Below are 12,327 nucleotides of genomic sequence, written 5' to 3'. Positions count from 1 at the left end.
CGGGATGGGCTCCACGACGGAGCCCATCCCTGAGAATCATCGCGAACCTCTGCTGCCAGTTCATACAGGCTAAGTTGTGCGCCTTCTATGAGATAGCAGCGAAATCAGTTCGGGCTAAACACGTACTAACGCTGCAAAGAATATTGGCGTGCGGTACGCTCGGAAGCGACAACACAAACTCCGTTCCTCGCCCAAGTCGGAGAGCGGAGACGCACCAGTAGACGTGCGTGTGACTGGTGGGACGTTGAACGGTGAGAGTCACCAGCCTATTGCTGGCGACTAATTGCCGGGAGTCCACATCAAAGCCCTACCCTCAAGGACCGAGGCGCGGAGCGCCGAGGGAGTAGGGTAGGGTAGTTTACGAGCCGGAGATCGACTCATCCGACCCAACGAGAGTGCGAACACGGCGCGCAAGAACCGTGGGCGGGAACTGTCCATACACTGACCTTCGGACACACCCGAACGTTTCGACACTGGCGTGAATTGTCGCTGCTGAGCCGAGTTCCTGCTGGAGGATGTGCTCGTAGGCGGCGATCTGGAGTTCATACCGCGGTTGCGTTGCGTCGACGTCGTCAGTCAGCGCAATCTTGAGATCGGCCAACTGCCACTCGCCTCCACCCAGATCTATGAGGATATCGGCCTCACCATGAACTTCTACCTCAACCTCCCCAGCAGTCACGAGTCCACTCAAATCGTGGTCGACGTAGACCGCCTCCGCCGCTTGGATCTGGGCCCACAGGTCGGAGTTGAGGAAGTCCGACACGACCGACGTGTGGAAGAAGCTGACGAGGCCACCACGCTCAGTATCTGGCAACATCTCGATCGACTGCGGCGTTATCTGTTCCATCGCGTCCCGAAGTGCGCTTCGGACGGGCTTGCTCCACGCATCGATCTCGGTGTCCGGCACGTCCATCTCGATGAGGGTGAGTAATGCCTCGTGGAGACAGGTCCCGACGGCCTCTGGCCCAAGCGTCTCGAACGTGATCGGGAGGCTGTCGGCCACCGCCTCAGTTTCGGTATGAATGGCCTCGTCGAGGAGGTGGGCACCCACGGTGGCGTCGACATCGTCAGTCAACGGATAGGCCGTACTCGGGTCGAGAAAGCGTGGGACCCATGACTCCAACTGGTCGCGTCGAGGCGGGACGGCGCCCGTCACCGATAGCGTCGTGTCGTACATCTCGCGTGTCATACGGCCCTCGACGTCATTCACACCAATCGTCAAATCACCGGCACTGGACGGCTCGTCGATCGCATACGTGGGTGTCCGTCCAGGCGAAAACTCGAGTGTCTCAAACAAGGTATCGAGCCAGCGATCACGCGGCTGTGCCGTGCCGGGTAACGTCTTCGGAAGCGGGATGACGAGATGGTCACGTGCCCGAGAGAGTGCCACATACAGGAGTCGCCACGCCTCCGCACGCTCGTTGGCTGCGACTGACTGGAGCTGGTCTGGACCAAGCAGGTGCGGGGCCCCACTGTCGGCGTCATCGAGCCAGTGCTCGGTCGCCCACCGCAACCCGACATCGCGTGATGCAGCACCCTGTTTATCGCGACTGTCACCGCTTGGCGTGTAGAGTCCCCCATCGAATGGTGGCAGTTCGATATCGGGTGCTGTCTCGACGTTCGTCGGCGGGGCCAACGCCGCAACGCCACCCTGCGTCATGAACCGCTGAGAGAACGGGCCGGTGTCCCAGAGCTTGAAGCCCGGCGTTGCAAGCACAATCACGTCGTCTTGATCGCCTTTGAGCCGATGAACTGTGCTAAAGACGACATCGGCATCGGTGGTCACACTCGGGATATCGGGCCCCTCGCTCGGGGCCGCCCGAAACGGCGCAAGTAGGTCACCGAGGGCAGCTGGTGGGTACTGCGTGTCAGCTTCCCAGTCGGCGACGGTGCTCGTGAGCGTGTCGAGCGCGGCTACTCGTTGTGCTGCCGGCAGCTCGGTGAACTGGTCGCTCGGGTCGGCTCGAAGCGCGAGTTGCTCGATGATGTCTTCCAGGTACACCGACGCTGGAACGCGATGGAACCGGCCCAGCTGATCGCGAAGATCGCGCAGGCCACAGAGGATGTCTCGGGTTTCGGCGTCGAGGTCGTCGGCCGCACAGATGAGATCAAGGTCGTACCCAGCCCGCTCGAAGCAGTCGTGGGCTGCTGTGAAATCGAACGGCGAGTCAGTCAACAACGCACGTGTCTGGGCCCGATCGGTCGGCGCAGTGAGCCAGTCACAGACGGCGAGGACCGCCTTGACCACGGAACACGCAAAGAGTCTCGAACTCGCGTTTTGGACGGTCAGTCCTTCGGCCTTGAACGCGTCTTTGTACGCGTCCATCCGCGTTCGCTTTCTGAAGACGACGGTTATCGACTGTGGCGACCCGGTCTCGTCAGTCAATGTCCCATCAGCGAGGCCCTGTGCGATGTACGTCGCAAGGATGTTCGCCTCGCCAGCGCGGCCGTCGGGGTTGACCCACCGTGTCTTGTCGGGCGCTGCCCCACCGGTGAACGCGGTGACGTGGATGCTCGGGTCGGCGGTTGGATCCCGAGATGCGTCGAGGCCGGGGTAAGTCGCCGCAAAATCATTGAGCCCCCCGCGAGTTGGATCGTCAAAGACGGGCCGCATGATGGTGTTGATGCCGGCGGCGATGTCCGGGGTTCCACGATAGGTTGTTGCGGCTGTCACCGTCGCATGGGTGTCCCAGTCGATACCGAGATACTGGCCCTCGCGACAGGCGCTCGTGAACAGCGACGGATCGGCATGTCGCCAGCGGTAGATGCTTTGGAGCGTATCGCCACACGCGAGGACGCGCATCGAGGGAGTGACAAGCTGTGACAGCGCTGCGTGTTGGATAGTGGAGACATCCTGTGCTTCATCGATGACCACGCTATCGAGCCGCGCGTGGTACCGCTGACGAAGGGCTGTGTGCTGGTCGGTGGGTGGCCCATCGCCATCGACTGGCCAGTCACGCTTGAACACACTGGTGATGAAGAAGGCGACGTCGGTGTGAGAGACCACGCCATACTCGCGGATCAGGGCTCGGTACTGCTCGCGGTACGCTTCAAGCACGTCACCAAACGCTGTCAGCGTCCCCTCCCATGCGTCATAGAGGCGCTGGTCAGCAGCCACAAGGTCGTCCCACTCCGCTGGTGAGAGAGCCGCGTCGGTGTCAGCTGCGGCGTCGGCGTCGACGATGTCTGCGATCGTCGTCACGATATCCGCACGACTGCTGGTTCGTCCCCCGGGATACACTGCCTCTTGTGTGGTACGGAGTTTGCGTTCGAAGGCGGCCGTGGTGAGTCGCTGATCGCGACAGTACTTGACGGCGTCAGTGAGCATCTCCGCAGGAGTGGCTGACCAGCGGCCATCCGGGTATGCTGCTTCCAACTCGGCGATCGCGTCTTCGTGGGCCGGATCGGCAGCGACGGCGTCATAACACGCGTTGTGAACCGTTTTCAGCAACGCCTTATTCCCGATCGATGGCGTCTCCTCGAACCCCAGGTCGGTGGCCAGCTCTCCGAAGACATCACGCAACACGCTGTCGACAGTACCGATGAACGGTGCGTGCCGGACCCGCGTCACGAGATACGCGACATCTGACTCGGTGAGTGACGCTGCCTCGGGGATCAACTTATGATTCACAATCTCCCGAATGTGTTCACAGACACCGGGTCCGATCGCGGCCGCCTCATCGGTGGTAAACGACATGACGGCCACGCTCTGGGCAGGTGTCCGATCGCCACGAGCGTACCGCCGAATGATGGTTTCGGCCGCGATTCGCTGCATCGTCAGTGATTTGCCAGCACCGGCGACACAGTTCATGGTAAACAGTCCCGACTCGGCATCGACGAATCTGTCTCTGATCGTTGCTTGTGCGTTCCGGAGTATCCGTGGGTCGTCGTCGTTACTCATGAGGTGTCTTGGTGGGTGCTGGAACGGTATCTGTACTCGCAGAGAGGAGCGCGGCAATCGGCTCAGGAAGCTGCGGTGTCGTGCTCACCAGTTGGGTGCGGGCCTGCTCGGAGACAGTCTCCATCTCGAGTGACGCAAGAAACGGCGAGGGGTACACAACACCACCGTCGGCGGTCTGTGTGTACCGCGTCACGATCACGCCGCGCTCGGCGGCACGCATCGCATCGGCGAAGTGATCGCGATCACGGCCGTTTCCCCACGCGGTTCGCGGCGCAACGGTATCTGTCTCACCAGCCGCAGCGAGAACGGCTTCCTGGAGCTCTGTGGGAACGACGCTGTCAGTCTGGGCCGGCCACTCGGCTGCCGTCGCGCCGACCGCGATAACGAATGGGACAGACAGCCCCCACACGTCGTTTGCCTCCATAATGTCGATGGCCCAGGCGTTCGAGTGTTCACGGCGGCCCGGGCGTTGTGTCGCCAGCAGCTCACACAGCTCCTGTACAGCGTCCCACGATCGGGAGACCGTCCCGTCTGCGAGCCATTCGTCGTATTTGTGCGAGACCTGCTCGACGAGCCGAGTGACCCTGACGGTTGCTCGCGCGGCCGTCTCCGTCGCCATGAGCGCCGGTGAGTCAGCCTGCTTGCGGGCGGGCACGCTCGTCTCGCGATACGCATCGATCGACGCCCCCAGAACCGTTCCAACTGTCTCTGGCGTTGGCTCGCGCTCGGCATGCGACAGTAGCCAGTCACAGTAGGTTGTGAGTCGCTCGTCCGTGGTGTGTGTCTGTATCGTCTCGGCCCACTCGGCGATCGATCGATGCCCGGGGGGAAGGGCCTCAAGAGCGGCCTGGATCGTCGACTGTTCGAGTGGCCAGCTGGCTGTATCCGTGAGTGGTGCCCACCGCTGCGCTAATGGTTCCAACAGCGTTGCAGCAGCGACGTCGCCGGCGCCAAAGAGCGTACAAAGCGCCGCTATCAGCGCGTATGGTTCGGTGCGGGTTACGCGCAACTGTGTCCAAAATACTGGCGTCACCCCATACTGGATGGCTGCCCGGGTCAGCGGCTGTTCATACGGATCAAGATCGCGAGCCACGACGACGATATCGCGGACGTCCACGCCACGATCGCGAACTTCGCTGATCGTCGCCATCACAGCACGCGCTTCCTCGCGACGCGTCGGTGCGGGCAATTCGACAACAGGACATGACGGTGCTGGCAACTCGCCAGTGAGTGCCGTGCGGTGGGCGTGGGTCACAGATTCACCTCTCGCCCGGGATAATCAATGGACAATAGGTCCGGAAGTCGCGCTGTGAGGTACTCGCTGGTTCCGGGGCGGAGGTGGAGTTCGATATCTGCCGTCGTTGCTGTACAGAGACCATGTAGGAAGTCAACTTCTGGTGCCGGGATGCTGCTCACACCGACGAGCGAGATCCGCTCGATATCGGGATAGCAATCGGTCCACACCTCGTCGCCGCCGATGAGGCGACGCGTCGCCCGTCTGAGGAGCGCCGTCTTCGAGACCGCTTTGTCAGTCTGGTCGCGCAGCCACGTCTCGACGGCGAGGCCACCATCAACCAGTGTGGTCGCCTCGTCCGCGATGGGGCCTGCAAACTCGTCGGTGACATCGCGCAGCGCCGCAATCCGATCCGGATGGAAGTTCGTCATTGATTCGACCTCTGAACGGATCTGCTCAAGTTGTTGGGGACCGACGTCTCGACGGGCAGCAAGCAACGGACGGAGTCCCGATGGCTGATCCGGTGTCGTCGTCGGAAGCGACTGGAGGAGCGCTAAGCGATCGACGCGATCGAGGCTCGTCGGGGCCGGGTCTGCGACTCCAAGCAGTACTTCCGCAACGGTTTTCGGATCGACGAATTCAAACGCATTCTGTGGCTGTGTACGCTCTCGCAGTCGCCGTTGGAGGTTTCGTTGGTGGAGTTCGGTCGGCGCCAACACGAGTTCTGTCGGCGTCGCTGTGCGGTCAGCACGATTGAGAAGCCGTTCTTCCTCGCCACAGTAAATCGAGATCTGCGAGGCAACATCGTCGTCAGTCGTGTGGAGGTCCGTTGTCGACATCAGCGAGATCAGGATATGGGGTACGACAGGGTGGATATAAGTCTCTCGCCCCGGAGCGGAAGTGGACCGATCTGTCGGGGCATTTTGGTCGTGGTGTTCGACTGTGGGTACCTCATGACAGGGGCACCATTTGGAAGGCCTCGGTGAAAGGTAGGCCCCGCACCACGGAGAAAGACTCGCGCTTCAGTGCAGAGAGGATGTCAAGGCGTGGCAGCCGTCGTGTCGCCAGCCTCTGGATCGAACGGGAGGTTGATCAAGAGTTCGTCGAACCAGACGACCGGGCGCTTACTCTGACCGTTTTCCTCAAAGAAGATGATACCCAACTGGGCGAGGCGGCTGAGTTCCTCGTGGACGTTCTTCACGTCCCGGTCAACGACCCGTGCGGTTTCGTTGATGCTGGCTGGCTCTTCCCTGCGGATAGCTTCGATGAGATCGAGGACACGCGGCGTCAGCGTCTCCATAAGATCGTCGTAACTGGTGAACGAGAGCGTCGGTGTGAAATCCACCGCGTCGCCTCGTTTGAGCGCCTCGATCCCGTCGGTGATGTCGCCGTGGAACTCACTGGACGAGTTCACGGTAACGACGAGAGTTGATTCGGCCCGAAGCTGTTCACGCTCCATCGGGTGCAGCGGCGGCGTGGTGTCGTTCATGGGTATCACCGTGGTGAGATGGCCTCACTTGACCTCGAGCTCGGACTTCGGGATTTCGCTCCAGAACCGTTTCCAGAGTTCGACTATTCCGGGAAACGTGATGCTATCTGGGTGAGGGTCTGGTGCGACGTGTAGTTCGTGCCCTTTGGTGTCCTCGTGCGAGTTGTCGTACCGACGAATCGTCCCATCATCAAGCGTGCGGGGCGGGTCCGGCTCCGTTGCGCCGTAATGAAGCTTGTAGGCCCACCCAGACGGGTACGCATCGCGATCTGTCCGCATACAGAACACGCGGACTACAGCCCCGTCGGGGTACTTTCGCCCCTCGCTCACGCCATCGAGGTCGTCGTCGGTCAGTGAGGCCATCCTCATTCATTGGTACATAGACCAATAAAATAAGTATATTGGTTTGAGGACCAACAGTAGGCGTCACACTCCCATACTCGTACTTCTGGCAGACATGTCCACGCCGATGGAAATATACCGGTTCGAGCTCCTCCAGAGTATTTTGATCGAGCGCCCGGATAGCATCCGCCGGCTGGCCTCACTCCATGCGGGGCTGGAAGCCGTAAGTGAACGAGCGGAACTCATCGGCGTGAGCGACGAGCCACCCCTCCACGCTGTACGGAGCCTCAACGCTCTCGATCAGCGCAAGGTGAACGCGGACTGTGGCGTCGAACCGTGAAGCGTTTCGGTCATAGTCGGTCAGTCAGGCCACCCCCTCTGGGGCAAACCCTCGTCTCCGGACGAGGGCGATAATGTTGCCCCGCGACTGTCAGCCCGTCAGTGGGGGTGCGGAAGCGACCTCGCCGCTGTCGACTGGTCCGTGGGCGCAACGCGTGTGGAGCGAAGCGACTCGCGTGATGCGTCCGCGTCGACCGAGCGAGGTCGCAAGCGGAACACCACGGAGTCGCTGTCCGCGTGGTCGAGCCCACCGAGCTGGCCAGAGCGTCACGTCGGTCCGATAGCGCAGAAAAAATGGAGACCGGCTGTCTATAGTTCTTCGGTCTCAACGGTGAAGTCGTCAGGCGAGAGCTCCACGTCGTCGACGAGGTCGGCCACGATCTCGGCGGCCGCCTCGATAGCCTCCTTGACGTCGAACCCGAGCGTGGCCTCGATGACCTCGCCGTTGTGGACGACGGTCGCGACGACCGGCTGCTGGGTGTAGACGATCAGGTCTTCCTCGAGCGACTGGTACGGGCCCGCCGAGACGAACTGGCGGGCACACTCAAGCGAACAGAAGCCGACCGTCCCGTAGTCAGCGACCATCCCGCGGGCGTCACACCCGAGCAGGAGTTTCAGCTGGTCGTCGACGTCGTCGTGACAGCCCTCACAGGCACACTCGATCTCGTCGTCAAGGGTAGTCGTCAAGTCAAACTCGGACTGAGGCGTCGAACCGCGAAGCGTTTCACTCATAGTCGGTTGGTCGGGTCACCCCCTCGGGGGAAACCCTCGTCTCCGGCTGGGGGAGATAATGTCACCAGCTGAAGCCCCGACAAGACTCGGCCGTAGCCGGTGTCTTCGCCACCGTGCTGAACGGTGGGTTAGTAGTTACTGCTAACGTCACAACCAGTCGTCCCATTGGGGCCACCACGAGTGGGGAGTCACAGAGAGTTTCCCCCACTGGTAACCCCCCGAAATCGACCCCGAGATCGACCCCGAACAAACCCGACTGATCGACTGTCTCCACTACAGGCTGGTTGCGGTTCCGTTATCTGCCGCAACAAACCCACCAGTCACCGGGCTGTAGCAAGGGGGTCTCGACCCCCGCGAAGAAGCCGGTCAGAGGACCCGGCGTTTGCAGTCACTACACGCCACGTCACCACCCCCGAGACGAGTCGCGGCGTCACTCGAACAGAAGTCGCACCCCTCCGATCCACTCCGGGCGTTCATCGACAACAGAGCAGCGAAGACGATGCCGATGAGCAGGGCGATTGCGGTGCCGAACGAGACGGTGAAAACGACGAGTGCGAGAAGCGTATTCATCTTGGGAAACCTCATCGCTGGCCCGACCGAAATAATGCTATCACTGGGTTGGGGCCTGCCGACACTCCGTCTGGATTGAGACGGTGTCGTCTCACCGTGTTGAGACAGAACGAGGCCCCACCGAAGGTGGGTGGCTCGTGGACGCCATTCTGTATACCAGATTGCTGAGAGATTCTCGGTGGGGATACTGGCGAGGACTCCCGCCAAGAGGGAGTCGTCGAGGTGGGGGCAACCCACCCAGCGGTGCGACGGCCAGCTGCCCTCGAGGCGTGTCGGTCGCGACCACTGTTGGTGGGGTGGACCCGACACCGTTCGGTCCCCGTCGGCTGTCAGACTCGAAGCGGTCACCTGCCGTGTCTGTGGTGGTGGCGATCCGTCGCTGGTGACGGCCGACGGCGTCGTAGTCAGAATACTGAGAGGTCTACCTCGCTGTGGATCCTGATCGTCGGATCCGAGCCGATGACCACCGATGGTGAAGCGGCGACTGGTCGCCGCGTCTGTGGCCTCGAGGAGAGGCGGTGTCGATGCCGATTGGTGACCACGTCGTGACCCTCGGTCGGGAGACGCCGCGAGTCGAGATCGACGAGTCGAGTCGCATCGACAAGCCCACCCGGACGAGGGGATCAGTGGAGTCGGTCACCGACGTCGGAGGTGAGAATCCCGCCGGGGTCGAAGCCGTTCCACACGGCGTGTGATCGTGGCGATGGTGACAGCCGGTCGGCGTCTGCGGTCGACTTGTCATCGGCTGACTCATCAGGTTCCTGAAACAGCGACCAGAGCCACGACTCGGCGGTGAGAGACTGGTCGACAGTCGGTGTGTTGAGGGAGTCTCTCGTCTGTGGATCAAGGAGTGTGTCGACGGCAGTCGACTGGTCCTCAAGGGGACTGTCCCGGTGGTGGTCATCGACCGTCAGGAGATGGGAAGTCTACCGAGACGATCGCGGTCGTCGAGACGACGAGTCGTGTTGCGTCCGGGGTCTACCTGACCCGCGGGGGAGTGTGCTGAGGCTATTTCGAGATTCTGAGAGGATTCGTGAGTCACACAGTGTTGGTGAGGCGGTGGCAGTGTCGACCGCCGTGTAGTGGTGTCCCCGTCTTGCTGGCCGACTGCCTTCTGCGGTCAGTCTCGATCTTGGTGGTCGACCAGCTGGTGGTGCTTCTGTCTGAGACCCTGTCTCTTCATGTCCCCTTCAGGGGACTGCTGGGGTGATCCCGGTTGCCTGCTGTATCAGGCATCTTACTCTTGGCCTTCTGGCCTGAACACCCCCACCCAGAGGGGGTATTACCCGGTATATCACAGACGTACCGGGTCAAAATGGGGGTGTTCTGAGAGGGTGAAAATAAGTCGGTCTCGGAAACCGGCTGAAACGGCTTTCTAGAACACGCTCAGGTATGCGAGCGAGTCATATTTGATTGAGCAGTGATTTTGGTGTGATGACCCCCGGACCACCCGTGCCGTCTTGCGGTTTTGTGAGGTGGTCCAAGGGGGGTGAGTTACCACCCCCTCAAATTGTGGTAAATCCCACCCCGTATGCTTATTTTCAGTCTTTAGCGGCGATGTATCTGAAATAGTATACTTTATTGTGGAAAAAAGGCAGAAATCACAGTACTGTACCCCCCGGACCACCGCTGCCTTCATGCGGTTTTGTGGAGTGGTCCAAGGGGGGTCCGGATATACTGACTACCCCCCGGACCACCCGCTACGTCTGGTTATTTTCACAAATTCAAATATGCGTTATTCCTTAGCGATATTGGTGAAAATAACAGTAGATATGGCTTGTAGTTCATTACTGCCGAATTGACTAAGAAAACAATAACTGGTGCCCACATGCTGGACCCCCCGGACCACCCGTGCCGTCTTGCGATTTTGGGAAGTGGTCCAAGGGGGTGTTTTCGGCTGAATTGCTGCCTCGAGTTATGGATCAGATAGCAACTACTGCGAGCCCCGTCTGTTTGAGACACCCATCAGTTCTGTGTCGTCGCAACGTTCACAGGTACCATCTAAGCTAGCGACGAAGACCACCAACTCTAGCCCGGCAGGAAGATCAGAATCATGCGTCAACTCCCTGCGCTATGTTCGTATAAAATATCTGGTTGGTTCGAGAAAGAGACTGCCAATAAAATTTGGTCGAGGAATACGTTGGTTGCTCTGGCTACGCGAACTTCCCCTCGAGTTCCGCAAGGGTCGAGCCTTCGTCGGTGAGCTCGATACCGAACCACACACGTTCACGCTCACCGCTACTGAGTCGCGGCCGACCTTCCTTCAGTTCGACGTCGACTTGCGCTTTCAGCGGCCCGGTGAACGCACCCGGCGCGTACTCTTGGATCGCCACGTCATCCACCGACGTATCAGTACTGTTACGAATGTGTCGAAGGCAGATTTGCGCCCATGAGTTGAACGCATCACGGAGTTCGGCCTTCGGAACGAACACCGTCTCGTCGGTGTCGGTCGTGATCGTCTCGTCTTCCGTGTTGGTGTAGCGACGGAGGAACTGCTTCAGTGGGTCGGGCATGTCGTCCCCGATGAGCGGCTGGCCATACTTCCGGTGGATGCTGTCGAACGCAACGTCTTCTGTGTCGACCGAGGGTGTTGTCGAACCGCTCGCATCTCCGCCCGAGTCACCACCAGATCTACTACTGTCCGCGAGGCGTGCGGGCGTGTATCCTGTCGTGTCCTCGATATTTTTGAGAACTGGGAAGTAGACATCATCCGGGAGCTTGAGGTTGCGCTTCCCAGCTTTGTTCCCGCCCGGTGAGTCGGTATTCTGTTCGTCCGAATTATCGTCGGAATCATCGCTATCCCCGCCGAATTGTTCGAGGTCGTCAGGCTCGCAATAATCGTTCTCGATCGCGTATCCCACAAGCCCCTTCAGCGGGATGGGCGTGTGCTCTGGAACGAGGTTGTTCTGGCGAGCGTAGGTCCACAGATGGAGGTACTCCAAATCATCGAGATTCTGACCACTCGCGGAATCCTTCGGGTCGCGCTTGCCCATGTCACAGAGGGCAAAGTGTTGGAAGTTATAGAGTGCTTCCCGCTTGTGGCAGTAGGCAGTTTCGTCGTCGATCACGACGAAGTAGTTCTCCGATTCACCGAAGTGACCGAAGGGGTTTTTCCCACGGGATCCGGGCGTGAGTCCAAGGTCGCGCAGGTCGAGGTTCCAGAGGGGGTTGTGGCTCCCAGTGAACTCGCGATAATCCCCTTCTTCGATCCGGTCTTCGATCTCCTGTGGGTCGATGTCCATCGCGGTGCTGGCGTCGTTCACCAGCCCCCCAATGTTGCCCGTCGCGGCGGGGTGTTGTGACGGGTGGATTGTGGGGATGAATCCGAACAGCGAGAGGGGTGGATACACCGCGTTTTGTTCAGGGACAGGATCGAGAACATTACCCTCGCCGCGAAGCGTGTTCGCGTCGCCAACAGGCCACCTGTGAGCGGCTGTCAGCGCCCCCGTGTCAGCGTCGGGATCAGCCGGGATGATGTGGGGGTCACGAACCGGCAAATCCACACTCGTTTCCGTCCGGTCGATTGCCCCGACAGTCTGGGAGAGGTCGTGGGCTGTGGGGTAGCCAAGCGACGCCGGATCCATCCCGGTTGGGTATAATGATTAAGATAACATTCGAAAGTCAAGGAACTGTTCACACCACTTCTTTGCGAAGCTGACGCGTTTCGTTATTTTCTCAAAAGTTTCCTGAACGAGGTCTTTGAATTCCGCTTCGCTCTCA

At 60.3% G+C, this 12,327-nt stretch carries 10 protein-coding genes and 2 pseudogenes; 3 read left to right on the top strand and 9 right to left on the bottom strand.

The genetic code is table 11. The features are described 5' to 3' along the window. Window positions 1-127 precede the first annotated feature (127 nt). Window positions 128-283, top strand: a pseudogene (locus tag EXE47_RS19135) (RNA-guided endonuclease TnpB family protein); the annotation flags it as partial. Window positions 284-358: 75 nt separating this feature from the next. Here EXE47_RS19135 and EXE47_RS17585 read toward each other — a convergent pair. From EXE47_RS17585 to EXE47_RS17565, 5 genes are all read right to left on the bottom strand, one after another. Continuing rightward, window positions 359-3,901, bottom strand: coding sequence for a UvrD-helicase domain-containing protein (locus EXE47_RS17585; RefSeq protein ID WP_137703994.1), 3,543 nt, complete (start codon window positions 3,899-3,901; stop codon window positions 359-361). Next, window positions 3,894-5,051 (bottom strand): hypothetical protein, encoded by a 1,158-nt coding sequence (locus EXE47_RS17580; RefSeq protein ID WP_137703993.1) that lies wholly within the window; start codon window positions 5,049-5,051, stop codon window positions 3,894-3,896. The genes EXE47_RS17585 and EXE47_RS17580 overlap by 8 nt, the downstream gene beginning before the upstream one ends. A 101-nt stretch (window positions 5,052-5,152) precedes the next feature. Then, the gene (locus EXE47_RS19130; protein ID WP_241988298.1) at window positions 5,153-5,974 is read right to left on the bottom strand and encodes a hypothetical protein; all 822 of its coding nucleotides are present in this window, start codon (window positions 5,972-5,974) and stop codon (window positions 5,153-5,155) included. Between the two features lie 200 nt (window positions 5,975-6,174). Then, window positions 6,175-6,624: a hypothetical protein gene (locus EXE47_RS17570; protein ID WP_004595501.1), complete on the bottom strand. Its 450-nt coding sequence runs from the start codon at window positions 6,622-6,624 to the stop codon at window positions 6,175-6,177. A 24-nt stretch (window positions 6,625-6,648) separates the two neighbouring features. Further along, a complete protein-coding gene (locus tag EXE47_RS17565) occupies window positions 6,649-6,987 on the bottom strand; it encodes a DUF6516 family protein (RefSeq protein WP_199237921.1) in 339 nt (112 codons plus the stop codon). Between the two features lie 94 nt (window positions 6,988-7,081). On the opposite strand from EXE47_RS17565, the gene EXE47_RS17560 reads away from it, so the two are divergent. After that, on the top strand, window positions 7,082-7,306 hold the full coding sequence (locus tag EXE47_RS17560) for a hypothetical protein (RefSeq protein WP_004595499.1): 225 nt from the start codon (window positions 7,082-7,084) through the stop codon (window positions 7,304-7,306). Between the two features lie 308 nt (window positions 7,307-7,614). Here EXE47_RS17560 and EXE47_RS17555 read toward each other — a convergent pair whose 3' ends face one another. Further along, window positions 7,615-7,992, bottom strand: a complete 378-nt coding sequence (locus EXE47_RS17555; protein WP_241988297.1) for a hypothetical protein — start codon at window positions 7,990-7,992, stop codon at window positions 7,615-7,617. 411 nt (window positions 7,993-8,403) lie between these two features. Beyond that, the gene (locus EXE47_RS17550; protein ID WP_049933292.1) at window positions 8,404-8,607 is read right to left on the bottom strand and encodes a hypothetical protein; all 204 of its coding nucleotides are present in this window, start codon (window positions 8,605-8,607) and stop codon (window positions 8,404-8,406) included. 524 nt (window positions 8,608-9,131) lie between these two features. Between EXE47_RS17550 and EXE47_RS18570 the strand changes: the two genes are divergently transcribed. Continuing rightward, the gene (locus EXE47_RS18570; protein WP_155120066.1) at window positions 9,132-9,302 is read left to right on the top strand and encodes a hypothetical protein; all 171 of its coding nucleotides are present in this window, start codon (window positions 9,132-9,134) and stop codon (window positions 9,300-9,302) included. Window positions 9,303-10,760: 1,458 nt separating this feature from the next. Here EXE47_RS18570 and EXE47_RS17545 read toward each other — a convergent pair. After that, window positions 10,761-12,191 carry a hypothetical protein gene (locus EXE47_RS17545; protein ID WP_241988296.1) on the bottom strand — a complete coding sequence of 477 codons (1,431 nt, stop codon included), beginning with the start codon at window positions 12,189-12,191 and terminating at the stop codon, window positions 10,761-10,763. 18 nt (window positions 12,192-12,209) lie between these two features. Continuing rightward, window positions 12,210-12,327: pseudogene (locus EXE47_RS17540) on the bottom strand (IS630 family transposase); the annotation flags it as partial.

Origin of the sequence: Halorubrum sp. GN12_10-3_MGM (assembly GCF_005435235.1) — an archaeon.
In the GTDB taxonomy this organism is placed as follows: domain Archaea; phylum Halobacteriota; class Halobacteria; order Halobacteriales; family Haloferacaceae; genus Halorubrum; species Halorubrum ezzemoulense.
The sequence above is the reverse complement of the archived record's forward strand: the minus strand, read 5'-3'. Positions and strand labels throughout refer to the sequence as shown.

Coding starts and splice junctions, on each gene's coding strand:
- EXE47_RS17585 (WP_137703994.1), bottom strand. CDS start 3,901: ATGAGTAACGACGACGACCCACGGATACTCCGGAACGCACAAGCAACG.
- EXE47_RS17580 (WP_137703993.1), bottom strand. CDS start 5,051: ATGGCGACGATCAGCGAAGTTCGCGATCGTGGCGTGGACGTCCGCGAT.
- EXE47_RS19130 (WP_241988298.1), bottom strand. CDS start 5,974: ATGTCGACAACGGACCTCCACACGACTGACGACGATGTTGCCTCGCAG.
- EXE47_RS17570 (WP_004595501.1), bottom strand. CDS start 6,624: ATGAACGACACCACGCCGCCGCTGCACCCGATGGAGCGTGAACAGCTT.
- EXE47_RS17565 (WP_199237921.1), bottom strand. CDS start 6,987: ATGGCCTCACTGACCGACGACGACCTCGATGGCGTGAGCGAGGGGCGA.
- EXE47_RS17560 (WP_004595499.1), top strand. CDS start 7,082: ATGTCCACGCCGATGGAAATATACCGGTTCGAGCTCCTCCAGAGTATT.
- EXE47_RS17550 (WP_049933292.1), bottom strand. CDS start 8,607: ATGAATACGCTTCTCGCACTCGTCGTTTTCACCGTCTCGTTCGGCACC.
- EXE47_RS18570 (WP_155120066.1), top strand. CDS start 9,132: ATGCCGATTGGTGACCACGTCGTGACCCTCGGTCGGGAGACGCCGCGA.
- EXE47_RS17545 (WP_241988296.1), bottom strand. CDS start 12,191: ATGGATCCGGCGTCGCTTGGCTACCCCACAGCCCACGACCTCTCCCAG.